The organism is Candidatus Protofrankia datiscae (assembly GCF_000177615.2).
GTDB classification, from domain to species: domain Bacteria; phylum Actinomycetota; class Actinomycetes; order Frankiales; family Frankiaceae; genus Protofrankia; species Protofrankia coriariae.
In genome coordinates this window covers 159,003-182,095 of sequence record NC_015656.1, presented here as the reverse complement: position 1 = coordinate 182,095, position 23,093 = coordinate 159,003, and the positions used below count along the sequence as shown (strand labels likewise).

Sequence of the window (23,093 nt, the reverse complement as noted above, 5' to 3'; positions counted from 1 at the left end):
ACATCGACTGTCACTCCCCCTACAATCGGTTCGCGTCCACGGTGCACTGCGTCCAAATCCCACTACATTGACATATCGGCCGGTTCGGCTGACCGATCGGGTCGCGGGTACCTCCGGACGCCGGCGGCACGCCCGGTGGCAGCCCGTCCGGTCGATCTCCTATCGTCCACGCCGGTCGATGTCCGCTGGACGCGGCTCAGGATGGCATGCCGGTCTGCGTGCTGTCGTCACCGGCGCCGGTGTCGTCCGCTATGCCGGTTTTACCCGTTCTGTAGGTATTGCTCATGATGTGGACGTTGCTCGTGGTGTGGGCGTTGTCCGTGGTGGCGGTGTCATCCCTGAGGTCGGTCCCACTGCCGCCGTCACGGCCGGCTGTGGGAAGGGGCGCTCCGTCGGTGTTCAGCGCGGCCGCAGCCGCCGTCGCCAGGACCCGGCGGGCCGGCTGCCCCAGCCGGATGGCGGCCCGCCGCACGTCGTCCCATTCGGGCTGGGCGGTGACGGCCCGGCCGCCGGCAAGCATGCCGATCTTCACGGCGATGGTTTCGCCGCCCACGTCCACGGTGCGGAAGGCCCGGTCCAGGGCCCGCTTGCGCACCGTTGTCTCGCGCAGACCGAGGGTGGGGGTGTGCAGGAAGACCAGCCGCCGGACAGCGTCCGCGTGCGGGGCCCGGACGAGCACCGACAGGGTGTGCGCCGGACGGCCCTTCTTCATCAGTATCGGCGTCAGCCAGACGTCACGGGCGCCCGCCGCCAGGAGCGCGGCCATGATCTCCGGCCAGGCGCGTGGGTCGAGATCGTCGACGTTGGTCTCGATGAGCAGTTCGTCGACCGCGCCGGGAACGCCCGCGCCGGGAGCCTCCAGCGTGGCGGCATCCGGGACGGGAGCGTCCACCGCGGCATCCGGCGCGAAGCTGTCCGGCGCCTGGGAGGCGTGGGGGGGCCGGGGTGCGCGGGCAAGAGAAGCGTGGGGAAGGGACGCGCGGCCGCCGGCCGCCGGCACCGAGATCAGCGGGCCTGGGCGCGGGGCACACCCCACGACCAGTCGGACGATGTTGGGCCGGCCCGGGATGTCGCGTCGGCCGGCGCCGACCCCGATCGCGCGCACCCGCATCGCAGGGAGCGGGCCGGACGCGTCCGCATGGGCGGCCACGAGCGCCGCCCCGGTCGGCGTGCACAGTTCCACGTCCACCGGCCCGCCGTGGCCGGGCAGCCCGGCGGCCCGCAGCAGCTCCAGCACGGCCGGGCCGGGTACCGGCAGGACGCCGTGCTCGGTACGGGCCGATCCACCGCCGAGCGCCACCGTGGACACGACGAGCTGGTCGAGGCCGAGCGCGGCGATCCCGGCGCAGACGCCGACCACGTCGGCGAGCGCGTCGAGCGCCCCGACTTCGTGGAAGTGCACCTCGTCGGCGGGGATGCCGTGGACGGCCGCCTCGGCTTCGGCCAGCGCGGCGAAGGTGGCCAGCGCGTGTTCACGGACCGTGTCGGCCAGTGGTGCCCGGGTCAGCAGCCGGCGGACGTCCGGCCAGGTGCGGCGAGGCTGCCCGTCTCCCTGCCCGCCGGGCCGGCCGTCGCCGCCAGGGCCGTGATGATGGCGATGCCCATGATGATCTTTATGCGTGCCAGGTCCGGTGACGGGGGCGGCCGCGGTGGTCCCGTCACCCCCGTCACCGTCCCCGCTGGCGCTGGTCCCGTCGTCCCCGCCGGTTTCGGCGATATCACCATCAGTGATCACACGGACGCGAGTGGCCGCCAGTCCCGCCCTGGACGTGCCGCTGACATCCAGCCGGACGGGAAGCCCCAGCGCGTCGACGGCCTCGCCGATGACCCCGGTGGGCTGGCCCATCCCGGCGAGCGCGCCGATCAGGGCGCCGAGCAGCATGTCCCCGCTCGCCCCACTGGACAGGTCGAGCCATCCGAGCCGTACCTGCCCGGCGGCGGGATCCGGCCCGGCCGGCTGGGCGGACCGGGGGTGGGCGGACGGTGGTCTGGCGTCGGTCATCAGCAGGTCGGCCCCGAACGGCGGGTCGGGTTCGAGCGGGACGCTCGAGCCACGCGGAATGATCAGCGGACAGGACGGCGGGTGGGAGGCGAGAAGGCTGATGCAAGGAACATGATGGAACGTGAAGGATGACGCAAGAAGGATAGAGCCGTCCCGCCGGCATGCGACAACGGTGGGTCACAGCCGATAGCCGCGCTGCACCGTCACCCGGACACGCCCGCGTCCGGGGCGCGCACCCGGTGGCCCGCCTGGTGGCCCGTCCGGTACCCGACACCGGATGCGGCGCGAAACACGCGGAAATCTTCGACAGCGGGTTTTGACCGGCCGAGCGTGGTGAGGGATGACACCATGACGAACCCCATCCAGGTACAGAAGTTCCTCGGCGGTGTGGACTATCCGGCGAACCGGGAGAAGATCCTCTCCGTCGCCCGGTCACATGGCGCCGACCAACGCGTCATCCAACTGCTGGAGAAGATCCCGGACCGCGTGTACGAGGGCCCGAACGCGATTTCCAGGGAGATCGGCGCGAATTGAGCGTCGGCCGGATGGCGACGGGCTGCCGGCCAGCCGGCCGACGTCCACCGGCGAATACCGGGCCACCGGGGTGAATGCCCACGCGCCCGAAAGACCGCAAAGCCGGCGGTGAGCGCCGGCGGGTACACCGGCACGACCGAGAAGCAGACACACGGCAGACCCGTCCGGATATCGGCCGGGTAGTTTTCCGGTAACCAGTCAGGTAGTTTTTGATCTTGAGTTAGCTGATCGCGGGCATCCAGGGACGGCCCTCGGCAAGTTGGACGAGAGCGTCGAACAGGCTGATGCCGTGTTTGGTGGCGGTGGACAGGTAGCTGCGGATCGCGCAGAACTGGCGGGCGCCGGTGAGCGTGCGTAGGCAGCCGGATACCTTCTGCCGTAGTTTGATCATGCGGATGTCGCGTTCGGAGCCGTTGTTGTCCGCGGGAACCCGCCAGTCGCGGGTGAACCGAAGGTAGTCGGCTTCGCGGTCGACGAGCCGGCAGGCCAGGGCATGGCGGGCGGCCATGAGTTTCGTGCCGCGCGGCGAGGTCTGGCTGATCCCGATGTGAGCGGCGTGGCGCAGCTGCCGGGTCTGGGTGGCCGGTGCCTGCTCGTCGATGGTGACGCCGGTAGTGGCGGCGTCGACGGCGAGGCGGTGCAGGGCGACGAGCGCGTCGCCTGCCTGGGCGGCCCAGCACCAGGTTCCCGTCGGGGCCGCGTCGACGACGGCCTGTAGTTCGCGCAGCACGTGAGCGACGCACAGCTGGTGGGTGGCGCCGGTGTAGCTGTCGTAGGGGCCCAGGCGTCGTGGACCACCACCCACCGAAGGCGGGAAGCACCCCGAGGGCGTCGATCCCGCCGCTGCCGCGGGTGGCATGGCAGTCGATCAGCGTGTACTTGTCGGTGCGGGCGCAGTGCACCCAGTGCAGTTTCCCGGCGACCCGCAGCCCCGTCTCATCGGCCCCGATCACGTCGGCGGCGGCCAGCAGACCCCGGACGGTGTCACGGAAGCCGTCGAGTCCGGCGGCGGCACGGGCGGTCATCGCACCGACCGTGCCCGCCGAGATCGGGATCCCAACCAGCTCGGCCAGCGCGGTCGCGGTCCGCTCCTGCGACAGGAACTGACCGGAATACAGGTAGACCACCGCCGCGGCCACCCGCGGCCCGTACTGCACCGGCGCGTCCACCCCGGCCGGTGCCGCCGCCTTCGTCCGCGTCCCGCAGCCGCACTCCCGCTCGATGAGCTGATGTTCGACCACATGCGGACGTAGTTCGGGCAGGTCGAACACCTGCCGCCGTTCGGTCCGGGTCACAGGCCGGCCCGCAAGCCCCGCCCCGCACCCCGCACACGGCCCCGGCTCATGCCGCAGGCGCACATCAGGCTCAGCGAGCATCCGCAGCGTCGATCCCGGATGCCCGCCCTGCCCACCGGGCCTGCGGCCGGTCTTCTTCCGCAGCGACTTCGGTGGCGGTTTCGCCAGCCCGTCCGAACTCGGTGGCTTCGCCGAGTTCCGCGAGTTCTTCGCGACCTGAGCTTCCAGCTCGGCGATCCGCACCCGCGCCTGTTCCAACGCCGCGGCGGTCTCGACCAGCTGCGCCCGCAGACTCACCACCAGCGCCGCGAGCTCGTCATACGACGGCACCGGCGGCGACGCGGGCGGACCATCCGACACACCCGGACCCTACGGCCCGATCAACCACACAGCACCAACGACCCGGGCCTTCAGGCCATCGAGGAGTCCCAGCCAGCCGGGAAACCAAAAACAAACGATCTACCAGACCTGACCAGTTACTCGCACTCAACATCTGTGAATGCATTTGTAGAGCCGTTAACGTCCCTCCTTAAGTTCGAGAGGGAGAGGCAGCTACTCGAAGCGGAGTTGGTTAGGCGGCGGACCGACGGTCAAGGTGACGGCGACTTGCTTGCCAGGCTCAAAGAGAATCAAGATAGGCGTCTTGTGGCAGCCGAGCGGGAGCAAGATGCACGACAGACTCCGGTATTAGTATTTATTTCTTACGCTCATGAGGACAAGCCGTTTCTACAGGAGCTTGTAAAGCATCTTGCAAACCTGAAGCGCGCAAAGATTATTCGAGAGTGGTGCGATCGCGAGATTGTTGGAGGTATGGATTGGAGTAGAGAGATTGATGGCCAACTCAATAGAGCCAAGGTAATTATCTTTCTCTTGAGTCCAGACTTCATGGCGTCAGATTACTGTATCGGGATCGAGACAGAACGCGCAGTCGACCGCCACGAGAAAGGCGAAGCGCTTCTAATTCCGGTCCTTCTCCGCGCTGTTGACTGGCGGGGAAGTGTCTTTGAACGGTTTCAGGCGCTTCCGCGGGATGCTAGTGTCCTGAGTCGTTGATTCGCTGGCAGTAGGCGGCGAGGGTCTCGAGGATCTCGTCGGCGGTCTTGGCCCAGACGAACGGCTTCGGGTCCTTGTTCCAGGCGTTGATCCATCGGCGGATGTCGGCTTCGAGTTCGACGACCGAGCGGTGCGTCGATCGGCGCAGCTTGCGGGTGGTCAGCTCCGCGAACCAGCGCTCGACCAGGTTCATCCACGACGCCGAGGTCGGGGTGAAGTGCAGGTGGAAGCGGGGGTGGCGCAGCAGCCAGTTCTTCACCGCCGGGGTCTTGTGGGTGGCGTAGTTGTCCAGGACCAGGTGCAGGTCGTAGCCCTTCGGGACCGAGGAGTCGATCAGCTTGAGGAAGCGCAGGAACTCCTGGTGACGGTGCCGCCGGAAGGTCTGCGCGATCACCGACCCGGACGTCGGGTCGAGCGCGGCGAACAGGCTGGTCGTGCCATGGCGGACGTAGTCGTGGGTCATCCGCTGCGGGGTACCCGGCATCAGGGGCAGCACCGGTGCCGTGCGATCCAAAGCTTGCACCTGCGACTTTTCGTCGACGCAGAGCACGATCGCCTTCTCCGGCGGGTCGAGGTAGACCCCGACCACGTCACGGACCTTGTCCACGAACAGCGGGTCGGTGGACAGCTTCCACGTCTCGACCAGATGCGGCTTCAACCCGAACGCCCGCCACATCCGTGACACCGTCGACTGCGACAGCCCACTGGCCCTCGCCATCGACCGCGATGTCCAATGGGTATCGCCGTTCGGTGGCTTCTCCTCCAACGTCCTCGCGATCACCGCCTCGACCTGGGCGTCGGTGACCTTCCGAGGCGCTCCCGGACGTGCCTCGTCTGACAGGCCCTCCAGCCGGTCGACCGCGAACCGCTCCCGCCATTTCGCGACCGTTCCCCGGGTGATCCCGAGCTCGGCCGCGACCCCCGAGTTCGTCCCACCGTCCGCGCAGGCCAGCACGATCCGCGAGCGCAACGCCAGCGCCTGCGCGGTCTTCCGCCGTCGGGCCCAGCCCTCCAGCACCGCACGCTCAGCAGACGACAACTCGATGGGATCCGCGCTCGGGCCAGGCACCAGCCCATTCTATCTGCACACGAATCAACGACTCAGGACACTAGCATCCCGCGGAAGCGCCTGAAACCGTTCAAAGACACTTCCCCGCCAGTCAACAGCGCGGAGAAGGACCGGAATTAGAAGCGCTTCGCCTTTCTCGTGGCGGTCGACTGCGCGTTCTGTCTCGATCCCGATACAGTAATCTGACGCCATGAAGTCTGGACTCAAGAGAAAGATAATTACCTTGGCTCTATTGAGTTGGCCATCAATCTCTCTACTCCAATCCATACCTCCAACAATCTCGCGATCGCACCACTCTCGAATAATCTTTGCGCGCTTCAGGTTTGCAAGATGCTTTACAAGCTCCTGTAGAAACGGCTTGTCCTCATGAGCGTAAGAAATAAATACTAATACCGGAGTCTGTCGTGCATCTTGCTCCCGCTCGGCTGCCACAAGACGCCTATCTTGATTCTCTTTGAGCCTGGCAAGCAAGTCGCCGTCACCTTGACCGTCGGTCCGCCGCCTAACCAACTCCGCTTCGAGTAGCTGCCTCTCCCTCTCGAACTTAAGGAGGGACGTTAACGGCTCTACAAATGCATTCACAGATGTTGAGTGCGAGTAACTGGTCAGGTCTGGTAGATCGTTTGTTTTTGGTTTCCCGGCTGGCTGGGACTCCTCGATGGCCTGAAGGCCCGGGTCGTTGGTGCTGTGTGGTTGATCGGGCCGTAGGGTCCGGGTGTGTCGGATGGTCCGCCCGCGTCGCCGCCGGTGCCGTCGTATGACGAGCTCGCGGCGCTGGTGGTGAGTCTGCGGGCGCAGCTGGTCGAGACCGCTGCGGCGTTGGAACAGGCGCGGGTGCGGATCGCCGAGCTGGAAGCTCAGGTCGCGAAGAACTCGCGGAACTCGGCGAAGCCACCGAGTTCGGACGGGCTGGCGAAACCGCCACCGAAGTCGCTGCGGAAGAAGACCGGCCGCAGGCCCGGTGGGCAGGGCGGGCATCCGGGATCGACGCTGCGGATGCTCGCTGAGCCTGATGTGCGCCTGCGGCATGAGCCGGGGCCGTGTGCGGGGTGCGGGGCGGGGCTTGCGGGCCGGCCTGTGACCCGGACCGAACGGCGGCAGGTGTTCGACCTGCCCGAACTACGTCCGCATGTGGTCGAACATCAGCTCATCGAGCGGGAGTGCGGCTGCGGGACGCGGACGAAGGCGGCGGCACCGGCCGGGGTGGACGCGCCGGTGCAGTACGGGCCGCGGGTGGCCGCGGCGGTGGTCTACCTGTATTCCGGTCAGTTCCTGTCGCAGGAGCGGACCGCGACCGCGCTGGCCGAGCTGGTTGGGATCCCGATCTCGGCGGGCACGGTCGGTGCGATGACCGCCCGTGCCGCCGCCGGACTCGACGGCTTCCGTGACACCGTCCGGGGTCTGCTGGCCGCCGCCGACGTGATCGGGGCCGATGAGACGGGGCTGCGGGTCGCCGGGAAACTGCACTGGGTGCACTGCGCCCGCACCGACAAGTACACGCTGATCGACTGCCATGCCACCCGCGGCAGCGGCGGGATCGACGCCCTCGGGGTGCTTCCCGCCTTCGGTGGGGTGGTGGTCCACGACGCCTGGGCCCCCTACGACAGCTACACCGGCGCCACCCACCAGCTGTGCGTCGCTCACGTGCTGCGCGAACTACAGGCCGTCGTCGACGCGGCCCCGACGGGAACCTGGTGCTGGGCCGCCCAGGCAGGCGACGCGCTCGTCGCCCTGCACCGCCTCGCCGTCGACGCCGCCACTACCGGCGTCACCATCGACGAGCAGGCACCGGCCACCCAGACCCGGCAGCTGCGCCACGCCGCTCACATCGGGATCAGCCAGACCTCGCCGCGCGGCACGAAACTCATGGCCGCCGCCATGCCCTGGCCTGCCGGCTCGTCGACCGCGAAGCCGACTACCTTCGGTTCACCCGCGACTGGCGGGTTCCCGCGGACAACAACGGCTCCGAACGCGACATCCGCATGATCAAACTACGGCAGAAGGTATCCGGCTGCCTACGCACGCTCACCGGCGCCCGCCAGTTCTGCGCGATCCGCAGCTACCTGTCCACCGCCACCAAACACGGCATCAGCCTGTTCGACGCTCTCGTCCAACTTGCCGAGGGCCGTCCCTGGATGCCCGCGATCAGCTAACTCAAGATCAAAAACTACCTGACTAGTTACGAGTGCGATACGCCCGACGCAACCTCTTCAGCAATGGGGACACGGCGCGCGAACTCCTCGTAGAATCTAACATAGCCGATAGGCGACGAATTTTCGCGAGGGAAGAAATAGAGGTCGATGTCAAGCGGGCGACTTGTGAGGCGCACGTAGTCTGCCATAACTTCAGTCATCGCAACCGCCGAATCCTCCATCGAGAATCCGGCAGCGCCTGTCCCGAGTGCGGGAAAGGAAATCGAGGAAACATTCAGCGCCGTAGCCAGCTCCAAGCAACGCCGAGTCGCTCGACGAACCACATCACGGGCTGCTTCGCTCCCGTCCGGGCCTATAGTAATAGCATGGAATATATATCGGGCCCTGAGTGCGCCTGCTGTTGTAACAACAACGTCGCCAACCTTACACGGCACACTCTTTGCCGCATCCAGCATCAGAGCATTCCCGGCAGCGGCTCGGATCGCAGCCGACACACCACCGCCCATGGTCAAAAAAAGTCATCCGAACTGACTAAAACCTCGGCAGAAGAAGTCACGATGTCTGCGAACTTGAGTGTGAGCTGAGACCCACTAACACGGTAGGTCCGCGTAAGATCCATCTCGGCTTCAACTCCCTTGAAGTGCGGTGCACAGCGTGTACGCGACCACACAACTCTATATCGAGATCGACAAGCCCGGTCCGCCCGTAGCCCAAATAGCGTGGGCCACGAGTGTGGAGAAGCCAGACCGTTCAGTCCGGGTCGGCGCACAACTTTTCCAAGATCGTGGCGTGGACTGCGGCGCTGCCGCCCGAGAGGAGACGTGCAGTTGAGGTGTAAATCGCCGGTGAAACCTTCTCGTTTCGCCAGCCAGCGGGCGACACGCTCTGTGAGCGCCGCCCGGAGGACTGCCGTACTGCAGTTTGACGGCAAGGGGGTGGACGTCGGTTGACGCCGGTGGACATCATAAGCGTCGCGACCTGCACCGATGGACGAACGTAGACGTCTGTGGACAGACCGCCGAGGACTACGGATCAGAGGTTGGGGGTTCGAGTCCCTCCGAGCGCACGCTGGTTGAGGCAGGTCAGAGCCCCGCAGCCGATCACACGGCGCGGGGCTCTGGGCTTTCAAGATCTTAAATACTGCAATTCGTACTACAGATGGAAACGATCAGGACTTCGTGGAAGACAACGACCGGTCAGACGATCTGGCGGAGGTCGTTGCCATAGTCGAAGATGATCCGCATGCGGGCACCCAGCGCCCGGGCGTACCGGCTCAGCGTCGCGACCTCGTTGGCGTCGAGATCACCGTTCTCGATCTGGCTCACCCGGCCCGGGGAGACACCCATCAGCTCGGCCACCTGACGCTGAGTCAGCCCCAGTCGCCTGCGCTCCTCAGCCAGATGGAATGCACTGACCCATGCCTCGGTGCGCGCCCGCTCAGCGGCTAGCGCCTCACCGTCGCCGTCGTGCAGTTCGGCGCGGATGTCGTCCCAGTCGTGGAACTCGGTCATGAGCCCTCCCGCCGCTTCCTCTCCACGGCCAGCCATCCGCCATACGCGACCTCGGCCGCGGGGATCGCTGTCCTGTACCACCGCGACCAGTCGCCAGCCTTGTTGCCGGCGACCAGCAGTACCGCCTGCGACCAGGGGTCGAAGACAAAGATCACCTGTATCGCAACATCACGGCCCGACCGTGGACGCAGCTCCTTGAGATTCTTGACTGTCGACCCCTGCAGCGTGTCGACCAGCGGACGCCCGAGCCCAGGCCCGATCTCGGCGAGCATGTCGATCGCCACGTTGACCGACCGGTAGGCGCCCGGATCTGTCTGGCGCAACGCACGCAGCCACTCCCGTACCTCGGGCGCGACCTTGATCGCCCACCGATGAGGCGGCTCCGCCGACATGGATCAACTATAGCCCAATGCCGCTCAATTAGGCTGGAGGGGCGTCCGTCCATCCCGACACGCCAACGCCCGATCCCGCATCGATCAACTTCTGAACACGGCATCCAGTCACGTTCCTCAACGTCGATCAGTAGGCGGCGGAGTGCTCATGCCGCGATTTCGGCCGGTCGGCAGATAGAATCCAGATGTGGTGCGCCTTCGCCAGGTAGTTGAATTGCCAGCCGTTGACAACGACCGGCTGACCGACCGCATCTCGATCGGTGTGCTCGCCAGAATCGTTCCCCGGGACCTCGTCGAAGAGGTACTGGTGGAAACGAAGCGGCAGGAACGGCGTACCAGGCTGCTGCCAGCCCGGGTCATGGTGTACTTCACCATGACGATGTGCCTGTTCTTCGACGATGACTACGAAGAAGTCATGCGTAAACTCGCCGGTGCGTTGAGATGGCTGGGGAACTGGCAGGGTGACTGGAAAGTCCCGACCACCGGGGCGATCTCGCAGGCACGGATCAGGCTCGGTGCCGCCCCCCTGAAGGTCCTGTTCGAACGTGTCGCTGTGCCGGTCGCGGGGCTGGGTACCAAGGGCACTTGGCTGCGTTCCCGGCGGCTGATGGCGATCGACGGGTTCTTCCTCGACGCCGCAGACACCCCCGAGAACGTGGCCAGGTTCGGGCGGTCCACCAACGGACACAAGGCCAGCGCTCTGCCCCAGGTCCACGTCGTCGCGCTCGCCGAATGCGGCACGCACGCGATCGTCTCCGCCGCGGTCGGTCCCCGTGCCAGCGACGAACGTGCTCTCGCCGCCACCCTGCTCGACGCCTGCGAACCCGGGATGCTCCTCACCGCCGACCGTTACTTCTACAGCTTCGACCTCTGGCAGCAGGCGCTCGACACCGGCGCGGACCTGCTCTGGCGAGTCAAATCCGATCTCACGCTACCGGTCATCCGGTCCCTTCCCGACAGCTCCTACCTCTCTATCATCGTCAACCCGAAAATCAGAGGGAAACAGCGGAACCAGATCATCGCCGACGCCCGCGCCGGCCGCGACTTTCCCGAGGACTCCGCGACACCCGTCCGCGTCATCGAATACACGGTGCCTGACCGCACAGGATCCGGAACCGGAGAACTGATCTGCCTCATCACCAATATCCTCAACCAGACCGACATACCAGCGGTGGAACTCGCCACGGCCTATCACGAGCGCTGGGAAATCGAAAACATCTTCGATGAGATTAAGACACACCAGCGGGGCGAAGCCCGCGTCCTACGCTCGAAACTCCCGGACCTGGTGGAACAAGAGATCTGGGCGCTGCTCCTCAGCCACTACGCAATCCGATGTCTCATGTGCGAGGCCGCCGACGAAGCCGACGTCGACCCGGACAGGCTATCCTTCATGCGATCACTACGCGTCGTCCGCCGCCAGGTCACCGACCAGGCGGATTTTTCCCCCTGAGGACCACACGCACGCGCTCCGGGAAACCTTCACAGAGATCACCGAACGGCTTAACCCCGTGCGCCTCCACCGCACGTACCCACGCACCATCAGACGAGGCCGACACAACGCCTACCGAGTCAAAAGCCCAACAGACACCGGCACCAAGCATGATCAATCACCGAAGATCATGCTCGCTCGGGCCGCTTAACTAAGCGCCATTGGGCTCCAGCCGGTCGTTCTGGACAGCGGTGACGTCCGCCGTTCGGACCGCGGCTGTCAGCGCGGCCCCGAGGCAGCCGAACGCGATGGCGAGCGTAATGGCCACCACAACGACCACCTTCCTCTTCATCCTGTTCTCCCCCACGCCGACGGCCGTCTGTCGAGCGGTAGCCCTGGTTATGAAGAGCGCTGGGCAGCGGCGGAACGCCGACTACCGGCCTGGGGCCACCCCGCACGGACCCGCGCCACCGCGTGGCCCGCCGGCCCCCACGTGTTCCACCGGCCCGTGGCCTCGGTCGTTCCACCAGGCCCTCATCCAGCCTGGCGGAGCCGTCGCGGCTCTGACAGGGACCTTCGGCAGAGGTGGTGGGGTCTGTCCCACCCGCTTTGACAGGTGCCATGACCTGGCCGATGGGCAGGCGCTGTGCCTGGCCGGCCGGTCGGCCCCGACATCGGCCGACGCGCAGAGCGGACGAGCGATGATCGTCCCCGTACGTCGGCACGGGGCGGTCAGGTGATCCTCAGGATCTGAACGGATCTTTCGTCTGGTGGCCGCCGGATGATTTGGTCAGCGCATGGTAGCGAGCCACGGCATCCGTGCGGTTGGCCGCGCCGAGCTTCCGCAGAATGTGCTTCACATGCGATTTCACGGTGCCTTCGGTCACGAACAGGCTGCTCGCGATCTGTGCGTTCGTCTTACCCGAGGCCAGGCTACGCAGCACCTCGCACTCACGGGGGGTCAGACTGGCGAACAGCGCGTCCTCGGGATACGCCGCCGGCGTCTCCCGGAAATTCTGTCCCGACGAGTGCGCGCCCAGTGAGCGGTTCGGTGGCTTCTCCGAGCCATCGCCGATCTCCATGACGTCCTCGGCGATGTCGTCGACGAGGTCGTTGACCGCGCACACATGTTCGTTGAACATGGACCGCATGAACCGCAGCCGCCGGAAGAGCGCGTTTCTCTCGAACGCGACACCCACCCCCGCGGCGAACATGCCGATCAGATCGCGGTCGAATTCGTCCACCCCGCCGAGTTCCGCCTGCCGGTCGGCGTGCAGCAGCCCCACCACCTTGCCCCAGGAGACCACCGGGGCGGCCACATAGCCCTTGGTGCCGACCACGGCAACCATTTCGGCGTGGACGCGCGAGCTCGACTGGGGGTTCCGTACCAGGATCGGGACGCGGCGCCGTGCCATCTCGCTTTCGACCAGTGCGCCGGTCAGCGGCCGAGGATTCGCGATACCGACCTGCACCAGCGTCCGGGCGAGCTGCTCCTCGCCCTCCGTATAGGCTGTGCGCGCGATCCAGACACCCTTGTCAATGCGTGAGAACAGAATTCTGGTGAAACCCAGCCGATGGGCCTCCACCGGTGCCCGCTCCTCCAGAGCCGACAGCGAGGAGGCCCCGCGTAAGTGGCAGAGCGCCTGCTCGACACCGAACATCCTCGCCGTTCGCCGCGCCAGCGTGGCCTCCATCAACGTGACCCGGGCCAGCCCCGACTGCAGAAGAACCTCCGCCAGTTGCCGGACCGAGGAGTCCTTCGACGACTGGACGGCGAGGCTCATACATTCACTCGCCGCGCGTTGGGCCGCCCCCAACGCCGCGTCCGCCGCCTTCGGGTCACCGTTGGCGAAGTCTGAATACGTCACGCCGTCGTCAAGGATCCGCTCGGCGGTTCTCAGGATCTCCCTGGCCCGCTGGACGCCGTCCTCGACCGCCACCGGCTCCGAGCTGGCCATGTCCGAGTCCGACCCGTCGTCCAGCACGGGAGCATGGACACCACTGCCCATTCCCGCCTCCTCTTCGAGTCGCAGGATCCACGGCGGCATCGAGGCCATGCGCCAGCGAATCTGACGCGCGGCTGGCCGATCCCCCTCAGCCCTCCGGCGGCCGGTGTGGCACGGCTTCGACCCGCCACTCAACGGACGGTCGATGATCGACATATCACTCGACTTTGGTCGATACATTAGACCGATAGGCCAGGATGGTCCAGACGCGACGTGCGGGTGCTTCGCCGAGCGTCATGCGCGCGACGCACCCACCAAGAGCACCGAGAGCACTTATTCTGTAGCCGTGCGCAACCGAATGGGCGGTGGCCTTCGTCGGCGGACGGCGACGCCGGGGAGGATTGTCGCGAGTGCGTCGTCGGATACGCACGCAGGCCGAAAAATACCCAGCAAGAAGCGTTCGCCCCCGGCCGGCTTGGCGAACCCGGGCCTACAGACCCAGCGACTTACTGATGATGGTCTTCATGATCTCACTCGTGCCGCCGTAGATACGCGTGACACGGGCATCCGCGTACAGCCGGGCGATAGGATACTCCAGGATATAGCCGTAACCACCGAACAACTGCAGGCAACGATCGACCGTCCGGCCCTGCAGTTCGGTGCAGTAAAGCTTCACTTTTGCCGCGTCCACCGGGCTCAGCTCACCGGCGACGTGCTCGGCCAGCGCGCGGTCCACCATCGCCTGCGCCGCCTCTATTTCCGTGGCCACCGCGGCCAGTTCGAACCTGGTGTTCTGGAAGTAGCTGACCGGCTTCCCGAACACATGGCGTTCCCTGACATAGGTCACGGTGGTGTCCAGCGCGGCCCGGGCCGCGGCCAGCGAACTGATCGCGATGCTCAGCCGCTCCTGGGGCAGACCGTGGGTCAGCTGCTCGAAGGCTGCCCCCTCCTCCCCCAGCAGGTTCTCGACCGGCACCCGCACGTCGGTGAACGACAGTTCGATGGTGTCCTGCACCTTCAGGCCGATCTTCGCCAGATTGCGGCCCTTCTCGAAGCCCGGCATGCCGTCCTCGACGACCAGCAGGCTGAGCCCCCGCCGCCGGTCGGACTCGCTTCGCGAGGTTCGCGCCACCACGACCACCAGGTCGGCGAGCGCACCCCCGCTGATGAACGTCTTCGCGCCGTTGAGCACATAGTGCTCGCCGTCCCGGACCGCGGTCGTGCGCACGCCGGCCAGGTCCGAACCAGCGCCCGGTTCGGTCATCCCGATCGCCGCGAACAGGTCGCCGCTCACCAGGCCCGGGAACCAGCGCCCACGCTGCGCCTCGTCGGCGTGGTCCAGGAAATACGGAACCACCACGTCCAGGTGTACCTGTAACGTCCCCAGCGCGACCAGCGCCCGGGCGCACTCCTCGTTGATCACGGCGTTGTAGGTGAAGTCCGGCTGGTCACCTCCGCCGTATTCGGCCGGGAACGCCATCCCCAGCACCCCGAGCTTGCCCAGGTTCCGGAAGAAATCCCTGGGGACCGCACCGGCGGCCAACCAGTCGTCGAAGACGGGCACCACCTCGCGGGTGAGATAATCCCGGAGCATCTGACGGAAGCTCTCGTGGTCGGCGGTAAAACCGGTGCGCCGCATTCCCGACGTCCTCTCATGGTGTTGTGAGCAGCAGAATAGCCCCACCGGCCCTCGTCCGCCGCGAACAGTCGACAACACCGCGGAACCTCGGCCGGGTGCCACGGGCAGGGCGTGGGGCAACTGGGGTACGCATCGTAACAAAACCGTTGAAAGACGGAAATCTCAACGCGATCAGAAGCGACCAGAAACAGTGGGACGTGGGACCGGCCGCCCCGGACACCGGTCCCACGTCCCCGACCCACTCATGATCCCGTGAACGGCTCCGCGGCCTCGCGGCTACGAGATGTCTGCCTCGCGCGCTCAGCTCTTCTCGGGCACCCAGGTGGCGGGCAGCCGCTTGACACCGTTCATGAAGTTGGACAGCAGCATGTCGCGCTCGCCGACCCTGAGGTCCTTCATCCGGGTGTATATCTCCCGCACCTCAGTCTTGATCATCTGCTTGGCGAGCATGTGGCCCAGGCAGTAGTGCGGGCCACCGCCACCGAACGCCTGGTGCGGGTTGAACTTGTTGACCCGCCGTACGTCGAACGCGTCGGGGTTCTCGAACACGTCGGGGTCCCGGTTACTGGATATATACCACATGACGACCTTGTCACCCTTTTTGATGGTTTCCCCACCGAATTCGGTGTCCCGCGTCGCGGTGCGGCGGAAGTGCATCAGCGGCGGTTCCAGCCGCAGGCACTCGTTGACGGCGTCGTCCGCACGCCTGTCGAAGTCCGCCATGACGTAGGCGAGCTGGTCGGGATACTCCTGGAACAGCGAGAGCACGTGCGCCATCGAGTGCCGGGTGGTGTCGTTGGCTGCCGCGGCGAGCAGCGCGAAGAAGACGCCGACCTCCTCGACGGACAGCTTGTTGCCCTCATACTGCGCCTGGGCGACCCAGCTGAGCAGGTCGTCACCCGGATTTTCCTTGCGTTCCTTCGCCAGCTCGATCGCGAGGGTCGCCAGCTTCTGGGAGGCGTCGGCGAACACCTGGAGCGGAGAGCCGATATGCGCGTACTCGGGGTCCGCCCAGCACGCGAACTGCTCGGCCGCGTCCATCACGTACTGGATCTGCTCCGGGTCGGTGATCCCCATGAAGGTCGCGAAGATCCGGCCGGGCACCTCCTTGGTGATCAAGTGGCAGAGGTCCCCCTCGCCCAGGGGCGCGACCCTGTCGATGACCTGATGGACGATCCCGCCGATGTCCTCCGACATCTTGAAGATGTTCTTCGGCGTGAAGGCGACGCTGACGACGCCCCGCATCTTGGTGTGCCGAGGAGCGTCCGTCACGATGAACGACAACATCGTCTCCAGCTGCGGGAAGTCGTCGACGAACACGCCGTCGGCGGAGCTGAACAGCTCCGTGTCCCGGGAGATGTTCTGGATGTCGCGGTACTTCACCACCGACCAGAACCCTTGGGCGTTGTTCAGGTTCGGGTCCAGGGCCTCGGGCGCCTCGTGCCAGCTGACCGGCTTGTTCTCCCGTAACCAGCGAAATGCCTCGTGATGGACGGACCGGGGCTTGGCCCAGAACTCGAGCGAGCTGAGCCGCGTGTCGACGGTTCCATCGGTAATCGTCATGGTCGCCCCTTTCTCAGGCATGTACTACAGGCCTGATCGTAATCTTCCGGGCTCCGCAGCACTCCCCTCGTAGGAGTCAACCTGGTGCCCCCATCGGGATAAATTTTCGCGGGCGTCGCCACGCCGCCGGACCTGTCCGGCACGGACCGCGCGACGAAGAGCGCGCCCCAGCGCCACGACGGATTTTCGCCGTTCAGGTCAACCTGATTCGACAACTACGATCACGACCGCCGGAACGCCGTCGCGCACCGGTATCGACGGACGGAGCCGGCCGGGCGCCACACGGTCGCCACGGCCGGCTCCTCTGGTCCGTCAATCAGTCATGCCCAGTTTTCGAGGAATGCGGTCAGAAACGAATCAGACCTCGAATGTTCCGGCCGTCCAGCATGTCCTGGTATCCCTCGTTGATGTCCTCCAGGGAATATTCCCTGGTCACCAGCTCGTCGAGCTTGAGCTGGCCGCGGTTGTACAGCTCAAGATAGCGGGGGATGTCGTGCTGCGGGTTCGAGGAGCCGAACAGCGCGCCGCGGATCGACTTCTCGTACAGCGTCAGCTCGAACAGCGACCCACTGATCGAGATGTCCGTGGGATGCCCGATCGCGGTCACCACCACCCTGCCACGCTTACCCACCAGGCTCAGCGCCTCACCGACGTACGCGCCTTCGGCGACGTCCGTCGTGATGATGCACGCGTCCGCCAGCTGCCCACGGGTCAGCTCGCTGACCAGTTCCCGTGCCGCGTCGACGGTGGCGGCCGTGTGGGTCGCGCCGAACTCGACAGCCTTCTGCCGCTTGAAGTCGACGGGGTCCAGCGCGACGACGGTCCGCGCGCCCGCGGCCCTGGCCCCCTGCACCGCGTTGACGCCGATACCACCGACGCCCATCACGACCACGGTGTCACCCGGCCGCACCTGCGCGGTGTTCACCGCGCTGCCGTAACCGGTCGGGACACCGCATCCGATCAGTGCCGCCTTGTCCAGCGCCGCACCCTGGTCGATCCTGACCACGGACGCGACCGGGACGACCGTGTATTCCGAGAAGGTCCCGAGCACACACATCTGCCCGATATCGTGACCGCGCGCGTGGAATCGGTAGGTACCGTCCAGCTGGGGGCCAAGAATAATCGCCGCCCCGAGATCGCAGAGATTCGTCAGGCCACGCGAACAGTACGAGCAGCGCCCGCAGGAGGGCAGGAAGCTCAGGACGATCGAGTCGCCTTCCACCACCTCGGTCACGCCCGGCCCGACCGCCGCGACGATACCGGCGCCCTCATGCCCACCGACGACCGGGAAAGGAATGGGGATGTCGCCGCTGACCAGGTGATAATCTGAATGACACAGACCGCTGGCGGTGAGCTTGACCAGAACCTCGCCCGCCTTGGGCAGGTCGAGTTCGACCTCCTCGACCTGCCACTTCTCTTCCAGCCCCCACAGGACGGCGGCTTTGGTCCTCATTCGGACGACCTCCTTCGGCGGTGAAGGCTCCGTCTCGAGCGCGCCAGCCGACGCCAGCCGAATGCTGCTGGCGCGCTCGAGTGCCTATCTCCACAGGATGACCTTGTGACGTGCGTAACAGTACTCCCGCCGTGTTTCCGGCGGATCTTCCGTACGAGGTGTTTCAATACCCCCGCAGAGGGATGACGATCCGCTCTCGATCATCGAAATCGTGATCGCCGCCCGATCGAGGAAGAGCAGGCCCGACGGTCATGCGGGCCGCTGCTGGCGACTCCGGGCGCGAAGGCCCACGCAACCGGACAACGACCGCTGTAGCCGCCCGCTGACGGAGCCGACCGGACACACCCTAAGCGGATCAGCCTGAGCGGATCAGCAGTGACCGGTAGTCCAGTATGAGCATGGTCCAGTACGCGCGCCACACCATTCACCGAGCGTCGTTTCGCCGAGAGCTGTTCACCCCGGCAGAAGCACTGGCACGGCTGGGATCGTGCCCCTGGCAGGGCGCCGAGCAGAAGGGAGTCGGCCGAAGGGCCGACATCGGGGGTCCGAGGGTCGTCCCCCGGGACGATATCGCGGCCTCCGGCGAAGCCGACCGGAAGTCGGCGAGCAGGCAGAACCGGCTCGTGCCCCTGGCAGGAATCGAACCTGCGGCCTACCGCTTAGGAGCTAATACCGTCCGAGCGGTGCGCCGACCTGCGTCGTTGCTGGTCGGCGCCACCCGTTTCCCTCGAAGTTAGTAGGCCATCCCCGATCTTCGCCCGACGCTCAGAACCGGTCGCCCAGGCCGAGCCGGTCATGCGCGTTGCGGGCCCGCCGGTCCTGCGCGCTGGCTGCGTACCGGTCGACCATCTGACGGGAGCGCCACCCCATGATGCGCATGAGGTCGCCCTCGGTGCCGCCGGCCTCCAGCCAGTCATCCGCCAGCGTGTGGCGGAACTGGTGGGGGTGCAGGTGCGGCAGGCCGATCCGCTTGCCCCGGCGCGAGAGCATCCGCGCCATACCGTCGCTGGTCAGCACGCGGCGGCCATCCGACGACAGCCACAGCGCGGGCAGCTTCGCGCCAGGCTGACGGGCCCGAGCCCGCAGGTAGCGGCCAAGCGCCAGCGCCGTGTTGTTGCCGATCGGCGCGTCGCGGGGGCGGCGGCCCTTGCCGAGAACGTGCAGCACCTTAGCCGTCAGGTCGACGTCGGGCACCTCCAGCTTGCCGACCTCGCTTCGCCGGCCGCCACTGTCCATCAAGCTCCGAATGATCGCGTTGTCCCGCCGCTCGATGAACTCCTTGCCCGCGCAGGTGGCCAGGAGCGCGCGGATCTGGTCGTCCTCCAGCACGGGCACCGGCGTTTCCGGCACGACCGGGGGACTCATCCGCTCCAGCGGCGACCGGTCGATCTCCTCTTCGGCGAGCAACCAGCCGAACCACTGCTGAAGCGCCCGGTACACCTGGTTGGCGTAGGCCGCGCTTCGACCTTCCGGCCGCCGGGGGCTCGGCAGGGTGCGGAAGTCGATCAGGAACTGTTCGACGTGGGCGCGGGTGATGCCGGCGGCGTCCTCGGGCGCGGCGTCACGCACGAGCAGCCAGGCGACGAACAGGCGCGCGGCGTTCAGGTAGAGGCCGCGGGTCTTCTCGGTCTTGTTCGCGGCCTCCAGGGATCGACTCCAGGAGGTCAGGAGTAGGTTGGAGGGTTCCCACTTTCGTGGACAGTCCTAACTATGCAGCACGAAGTGTTTGTCCGTCAAATTCTTCCTCGAACTCGACAGGCGTGAGATAGCCGATCGAGGAGTGCAACCGCTGCCGGTTGTAGTAGATCTCGACATATTCGAAGATCCCCGCCCGGACGCGGTCTATGGTATCGAACGGGTGGAGGTGGACGAACTCCTTCTTGAGGGTGGCCCAGAAGGACTCCGCCGCGGCGTTGTCGAAACAGATCCCGGTACGGCCGACGGAGTTTCGGACGTTGTTGTCGCGACAGAAGGCGACGAACTCACGGCTGGTGTACTGACCGCCTCGGTCGGCGTGGAATATGACGCCGCCGGGTGGCCGCCGGCGGGTGACGGCCATACGAAGCGCGTCGAGAACGAGTTCGGTGCGCATGTGATCGGCGACCGCCCAGCCGACGATCTTCCGAGAGAACGCGTCGATGACGGAGGCCATGTACACCCAGCCATCCCAGGTGCGAATATATGTTATGTCGCCGTACCACAACTGGTTCGGTGCGGACGCGGCGAAGTCTTGGCCGACAAGATCAGGCAGCGATGAGGAGTCCGCGGCCTGCACCGTCGTCACCGGCCGGCGGGGACGCGGATGCACGCTGACCAGGCCCATCGTCGCCATCAGCCGCTGGACCCGCTTGTAGGCGACGGCGACGCCCTGGCGGCGGATCTCGTGGAAGATCCGCCGCACGCCGTACCGCCCCTCGTGACGGTCGAAAACAGCTCTGATCATGGTCGACAAGGTGGCGTCGTCCTTCTCCCTCCGAGACGGGCCGCGTTTCTTCCACGCATAGTAGCCCTGTCGGGACAGGTCGAGTTTCTTGCACATGTAGTCGACGGGAAAGGTGTTCGCGCCGTCGGCGGACACAGGCTTCTTCGGAGCGTGTATCGAGATGAACTCGAACTTTACTTCTGCTCGCTCGCGAAGAAGCTCGCCGCTTTTTTTAGGAAGGCGATGTCCATCTGCGCCTGCGCGTACTTCTTCCGGAGCTCCTCAAGTTCCGCGCGCTCCGACACCGACAGCGGCCGCTCCTCGGTCTCGCCGTTCTCCTTCGCCTTCTTCACCCAGTTTCCCAACGTGGTCTCGTGGATACCCAGACTCTTCGCGACCTCGGTCACCGACCGGCCCGAGTCGAGCACCAACCTTACTGCCTCGGATTTGTACTCCTGGGTGAACTTCCGGCGAGCTGACCCCATGACGCTCCTTCCCTATGGACAGCGAACCTCAGGTTCGCTGTCCACGGAAGCGGGATCACTCCAGGGGAGTGTCAAGTTAACGGTGTAGCGGGTGATGTTGGTGCTACGTGTGGACCACTGCGGTGAGCTGGTCTACTTCCGGCCGGCGGACAGGCGTCCGTCGAAGGCCAGATCGAACGCGTTGAGGGGTGCTTTCCAGCGGATCATCCATTTGGCTCGGCCGCGGCCGGTGGGGTCGAGGCTGGTCAGGGTGAGGTAGAGGTGTTTGAGCGCGGCCTGTTCGTTCGGGAAGTGGCCGCGGGCCTTCACCGAGCGGCGGAACCGGGCGTTGAGGCTCTCGATCGCGTTGGTCGTGCAGATCACGGTCCGGATCTCGGCGTCGAACCGGAGGAACGGGACGAACTCGGCCCAGGCGTTCTCCCAGAGCCGGATGATCGCGGGGTACTTCTTCTCCCAGGTCGCGGCGAAGTCGGTGAATCGGTCGAGGGCGGCCGCCTCGGTCGGGGCGGTGTAGACGGGCTTGAGGTCCTTCGCGAGCGCGGGCCAGTCCTTCTTGCTGGCATACCGGAACGAATTGCGCAGAAGGTGCACGATGCAGGTCTGGACGATGGTGACGGGCCAGACCTGGGCGACGGCGTCGGGCAGACCGGTCAGCCCGTCGCAGACGAGGATGAGCACGTCGGTGACGCCGCGGTTCTTCAGCTCGGTGAGGACCTGCTGCCAGTGCTTGGCGCCTTCACCGCCGGTGCCGGCCCACAGTCCGAGCACGTCGCGTTCGCCGTCGGCGGTGACCCCGATCGCGACGTAGACCGGCCGGTTCGCGACCTGCCCGTCACGGATCTTCACCACGATCGCGTCGATGAACACGACGGCGTAGACCGGGTCGAGCGGCCGGTTACGCCACTCTTCCATGCCGGCGATCACACTGTCGGTGATGGTGGAGATGGTCTGCCGGGACACCTCGGTGCCGTAGACCTCGGCCAGATGCGCCTGGACCTCGCCGGTGGTCAGCCCCTTGGCGACCAGCGAGACGACGAGTTCCTCGACCCCGCCGAGGCGACGCTGCCGCTTCGCGACGAGCTGCGGGGTGAACGAACCGTCGCGGTCACGGGGCACATCGACCGCGACCGGGCCGATCTCGGTGACCACGGTCTTGGTCCGGGTGCCGTTACGGGAGTTCCCGCCGTTGCGGCCGGCCGGGTCACCCGGCTCGTAACCGAGATGCGCCGTCATCTCGGCGGCCAGGGCCTTCTCCAGGACCATCTTCGTCAGCCCGGCGAGCATCCCACCGGGCCCGGTCAGCGACAGCCCCTCGACGCGGGCCCGCTCGATGAGGCTCTCGGCGAGCGCCTCGTCAACCATCACCGGCGGGGCCGGTGCGGGGCCGGTATCGGCCGGTGTGTCCTCGATCGTGTCGGTCATCTGGTGCCTCCTCTACCTGCGCGTATGCACAGAGTGTCACAGGTGAGTTACACCGTTTTTCTTACACTCCCCACTCCAGGTCTGGATGCGGGGGCTGCGGGGAACGGGTGGGGCGGGGCCGGTGGGGTCTGGCAGAGGGTGAGCAGGGCGGGGGGCATCTCGTTGACCGGCCGGGTGCCGACCCACTGGTAGGGGCGGCCGGTGGTCGGGTGGGTGGAGGGTGGGGCGGTGACGTAGCCGCCGTCGGCCTTGATGTCGATGCCGACGTGGCCGGGCAGGGGCCGGGAGAGCACGGGGGTTCCGGGGTGCTGGTAGTACAGGTGCCAGCCCCCGCCGCCGGTGGCCACGGTTGCGGTCGGGGTCATCAGCGTCCGGTCGAGCCGGCCGCCGTGGCCGGGGTCGATGTCGACGACGACCAGGCCGGAGACCGCGCCGGTGCGGACCGCGAGCAGCCCGGCGGGGATGGTGGTGAGCATGGCGTGGATGCGGGCGGGGTCGGTCGTGGCGGCGTAGAAGCCGTGGCAGGTCAGGCAGGCGCAGCCGTCCCGGTCGTGGTCGGGGGCGGCGGTGGCGCACGCCGGGCAGTTCGCCACGGGGCGTTTGGATCGGCCGAGGACGAACACGGCCCGGCCGGCGGCGGCGTAGGCCACCGCGGCGGCCTGCCGTGGGTCCGGCGGGTGGCTCATGTGGGCTCCTTCGGGGTCGGTGTGAGGTGGCGGGCGAGG

General features: G+C 66.5%; 22 protein-coding genes and 1 pseudogene. 5 read left to right on the top strand and 18 right to left on the bottom strand.

Annotated elements, in window-relative coordinates; translation table 11 throughout:
* Positions 1-196 precede the first annotated feature (196 nt).
* The gene (gene larC / locus FSYMDG_RS00720) at positions 197-2,002 is read right to left on the bottom strand and encodes a nickel pincer cofactor biosynthesis protein LarC (protein ID WP_013871715.1); all 1,806 of its coding nucleotides are present in this window, start codon (positions 2,000-2,002) and stop codon (positions 197-199) included.
* Between the two features lie 348 nt (positions 2,003-2,350).
* On the opposite strand from larC, the gene FSYMDG_RS00715 reads away from it, so the two are divergent.
* Positions 2,351-2,536 (top strand): DUF2795 domain-containing protein, encoded by a 186-nt coding sequence (locus FSYMDG_RS00715; protein ID WP_013871714.1) that lies wholly within the window; start codon positions 2,351-2,353, stop codon positions 2,534-2,536.
* 220 nt (positions 2,537-2,756) lie between these two features.
* Here the strand turns inward: FSYMDG_RS00715 and FSYMDG_RS29100 are convergent, their stop codons facing one another.
* Together FSYMDG_RS29100 and FSYMDG_RS29095 are read right to left on the bottom strand one after the other, a co-directional pair.
* Positions 2,757-3,341, bottom strand: coding sequence for an IS66 family transposase (locus FSYMDG_RS29100; protein ID WP_258165211.1), 585 nt, complete (start codon positions 3,339-3,341; stop codon positions 2,757-2,759).
* Positions 3,342-3,420: 79 nt separating this feature from the next.
* Positions 3,421-4,128, bottom strand: a pseudogene (locus tag FSYMDG_RS29095) (DUF6444 domain-containing protein); the annotation flags it as partial.
* Positions 4,129-4,326: 198 nt separating this feature from the next.
* On the opposite strand from FSYMDG_RS29095, the gene FSYMDG_RS23690 reads away from it, so the two are divergent.
* Positions 4,327-4,884 carry a toll/interleukin-1 receptor domain-containing protein gene (locus FSYMDG_RS23690; protein WP_157490953.1) on the top strand — a complete coding sequence of 186 codons (558 nt, stop codon included), beginning with the start codon at positions 4,327-4,329 and terminating at the stop codon, positions 4,882-4,884.
* Here FSYMDG_RS23690 and FSYMDG_RS00705 read toward each other — a convergent pair.
* Together FSYMDG_RS00705 and FSYMDG_RS23685 are read right to left on the bottom strand one after the other, a co-directional pair.
* Complete coding sequence (locus tag FSYMDG_RS00705) at positions 4,865-5,953, bottom strand: IS630 family transposase (RefSeq protein WP_013871712.1); 1,089 nt, start codon at positions 5,951-5,953, stop codon at positions 4,865-4,867. The two genes, FSYMDG_RS23690 and FSYMDG_RS00705, sit on opposite strands and share 20 nt — an antisense overlap.
* Before the next feature lie 24 nt (positions 5,954-5,977).
* Complete coding sequence (locus tag FSYMDG_RS23685) at positions 5,978-6,535, bottom strand: toll/interleukin-1 receptor domain-containing protein (RefSeq protein ID WP_157490953.1); 558 nt, start codon at positions 6,533-6,535, stop codon at positions 5,978-5,980.
* A gap of 135 nt (positions 6,536-6,670) precedes the next feature.
* Between FSYMDG_RS23685 and tnpC the strand changes: the two genes are divergently transcribed.
* Both tnpC and FSYMDG_RS29090 read left to right on the top strand, forming a co-directional pair.
* A complete protein-coding gene (gene tnpC, locus FSYMDG_RS00700; RefSeq protein WP_237702929.1) occupies positions 6,671-7,939 on the top strand; it encodes an IS66 family transposase in 1,269 nt (422 codons plus the stop codon).
* Positions 7,837-8,106 carry an IS66 family transposase gene (locus FSYMDG_RS29090; RefSeq protein WP_258165245.1) on the top strand — a complete coding sequence of 90 codons (270 nt, stop codon included), beginning with the start codon at positions 7,837-7,839 and terminating at the stop codon, positions 8,104-8,106. Before tnpC ends, FSYMDG_RS29090 begins: the two co-directional genes overlap by 103 nt.
* Positions 8,107-8,132: 26 nt before the next feature.
* Here FSYMDG_RS29090 and FSYMDG_RS29895 read toward each other — a convergent pair whose 3' ends face one another.
* The 3 genes from FSYMDG_RS29895 to FSYMDG_RS00690 all read right to left on the bottom strand — a co-directional run bounded on the left by FSYMDG_RS29895 (position 8,133) and on the right by FSYMDG_RS00690 (position 10,009).
* Positions 8,133-8,612 (bottom strand): macro domain-containing protein, encoded by a 480-nt coding sequence (locus FSYMDG_RS29895; RefSeq protein ID WP_083828070.1) that lies wholly within the window; start codon positions 8,610-8,612, stop codon positions 8,133-8,135.
* 690 nt (positions 8,613-9,302) lie between these two features.
* Positions 9,303-9,617, bottom strand: a complete 315-nt coding sequence (locus FSYMDG_RS00695; protein WP_013871711.1) for a transcriptional regulator — start codon at positions 9,615-9,617, stop codon at positions 9,303-9,305.
* Entirely contained in the window at positions 9,614-10,009 is a 396-nt protein-coding gene (locus FSYMDG_RS00690; RefSeq protein WP_013871710.1) for a type II toxin-antitoxin system RelE/ParE family toxin, read from the bottom strand. Before FSYMDG_RS00690 ends, FSYMDG_RS00695 begins: the two co-directional genes overlap by 4 nt.
* 187 nt (positions 10,010-10,196) lie before the next feature.
* Between FSYMDG_RS00690 and FSYMDG_RS00685 the strand changes: the two genes are divergently transcribed.
* Positions 10,197-11,459, top strand: coding sequence for an IS4 family transposase (locus FSYMDG_RS00685; protein WP_013872077.1), 1,263 nt, complete (start codon positions 10,197-10,199; stop codon positions 11,457-11,459).
* Positions 11,460-11,649: 190 nt separating this feature from the next.
* On the opposite strand, the gene FSYMDG_RS25540 is transcribed toward FSYMDG_RS00685, so the two are convergent.
* The 10 genes from FSYMDG_RS25540 to FSYMDG_RS00640 all read right to left on the bottom strand — a co-directional run bounded on the left by FSYMDG_RS25540 (position 11,650) and on the right by FSYMDG_RS00640 (position 23,054).
* On the bottom strand, positions 11,650-11,790 hold the full coding sequence (locus FSYMDG_RS25540) for a hypothetical protein (protein ID WP_013871708.1): 141 nt from the start codon (positions 11,788-11,790) through the stop codon (positions 11,650-11,652).
* 391 nt (positions 11,791-12,181) lie between these two features.
* A complete protein-coding gene (locus FSYMDG_RS00680; protein ID WP_013871707.1) occupies positions 12,182-13,447 on the bottom strand; it encodes a LuxR C-terminal-related transcriptional regulator in 1,266 nt (421 codons plus the stop codon).
* A 427-nt stretch (positions 13,448-13,874) separates the two neighbouring features.
* Positions 13,875-15,023, bottom strand: a complete 1,149-nt coding sequence (locus tag FSYMDG_RS00675; RefSeq protein WP_013871706.1) for an acyl-CoA dehydrogenase family protein — start codon at positions 15,021-15,023, stop codon at positions 13,875-13,877.
* A gap of 300 nt (positions 15,024-15,323) precedes the next feature.
* The gene (locus FSYMDG_RS00670) at positions 15,324-16,586 is read right to left on the bottom strand and encodes a cytochrome P450 (RefSeq protein ID WP_043602684.1); all 1,263 of its coding nucleotides are present in this window, start codon (positions 16,584-16,586) and stop codon (positions 15,324-15,326) included.
* Positions 16,587-16,932: 346 nt separating this feature from the next.
* Entirely contained in the window at positions 16,933-18,039 is a 1,107-nt protein-coding gene (locus tag FSYMDG_RS00665; protein WP_013871704.1) for an NDMA-dependent alcohol dehydrogenase, read from the bottom strand.
* 765 nt (positions 18,040-18,804) lie between these two features.
* Entirely contained in the window at positions 18,805-19,608 is an 804-nt protein-coding gene (locus FSYMDG_RS00660) for a tyrosine-type recombinase/integrase (RefSeq protein ID WP_349304115.1), read from the bottom strand.
* 139 nt (positions 19,609-19,747) lie between these two features.
* A complete protein-coding gene (locus tag FSYMDG_RS00655; RefSeq protein WP_237703111.1) occupies positions 19,748-20,638 on the bottom strand; it encodes an IS3 family transposase in 891 nt (296 codons plus the stop codon).
* 17 nt (positions 20,639-20,655) lie between these two features.
* A complete protein-coding gene (locus FSYMDG_RS27685) occupies positions 20,656-20,946 on the bottom strand; it encodes a transposase (RefSeq protein WP_043602641.1) in 291 nt (96 codons plus the stop codon).
* A gap of 132 nt (positions 20,947-21,078) precedes the next feature.
* Positions 21,079-22,368: an IS256 family transposase gene (locus FSYMDG_RS00645; RefSeq protein WP_013871703.1), complete on the bottom strand. Its 1,290-nt coding sequence runs from the start codon at positions 22,366-22,368 to the stop codon at positions 21,079-21,081.
* 47 nt (positions 22,369-22,415) lie between these two features.
* The gene (locus FSYMDG_RS00640; protein ID WP_013871702.1) at positions 22,416-23,054 is read right to left on the bottom strand and encodes a bifunctional DNA primase/polymerase; all 639 of its coding nucleotides are present in this window, start codon (positions 23,052-23,054) and stop codon (positions 22,416-22,418) included.
* Between the last annotated feature and the right edge of the window lie 39 nt (positions 23,055-23,093).

Bases quoted from the DNA above. Each gene is read 5' to 3' on its own strand.
- larC (WP_013871715.1), bottom strand. From the start codon at position 2,002: ATGACCGACGCCAGACCACCGTCCGCCCACCCCCGGTCCGCCCAGCCG.
- FSYMDG_RS00715 (WP_013871714.1), top strand. From the start codon at position 2,351: ATGACGAACCCCATCCAGGTACAGAAGTTCCTCGGCGGTGTGGACTAT.
- FSYMDG_RS29895 (WP_083828070.1), bottom strand. From the start codon at position 8,612: ATGGGCGGTGGTGTGTCGGCTGCGATCCGAGCCGCTGCCGGGAATGCT.
- FSYMDG_RS00695 (WP_013871711.1), bottom strand. From the start codon at position 9,617: ATGACCGAGTTCCACGACTGGGACGACATCCGCGCCGAACTGCACGAC.
- FSYMDG_RS00690 (WP_013871710.1), bottom strand. From the start codon at position 10,009: ATGTCGGCGGAGCCGCCTCATCGGTGGGCGATCAAGGTCGCGCCCGAG.
- FSYMDG_RS25540 (WP_013871708.1), bottom strand. From the start codon at position 11,790: ATGAAGAGGAAGGTGGTCGTTGTGGTGGCCATTACGCTCGCCATCGCG.
- FSYMDG_RS00680 (WP_013871707.1), bottom strand. From the start codon at position 13,447: ATGGGCAGTGGTGTCCATGCTCCCGTGCTGGACGACGGGTCGGACTCG.
- FSYMDG_RS00675 (WP_013871706.1), bottom strand. From the start codon at position 15,023: ATGCGGCGCACCGGTTTTACCGCCGACCACGAGAGCTTCCGTCAGATG.
- FSYMDG_RS00670 (WP_043602684.1), bottom strand. From the start codon at position 16,586: ATGACGATTACCGATGGAACCGTCGACACGCGGCTCAGCTCGCTCGAG.
- FSYMDG_RS00665 (WP_013871704.1), bottom strand. From the start codon at position 18,039: ATGAGGACCAAAGCCGCCGTCCTGTGGGGGCTGGAAGAGAAGTGGCAG.
- FSYMDG_RS27685 (WP_043602641.1), bottom strand. From the start codon at position 20,946: ATGGGGTCAGCTCGCCGGAAGTTCACCCAGGAGTACAAATCCGAGGCA.
- FSYMDG_RS00645 (WP_013871703.1), bottom strand. From the start codon at position 22,368: ATGACCGACACGATCGAGGACACACCGGCCGATACCGGCCCCGCACCG.
- FSYMDG_RS00640 (WP_013871702.1), bottom strand. From the start codon at position 23,054: ATGAGCCACCCGCCGGACCCACGGCAGGCCGCCGCGGTGGCCTACGCC.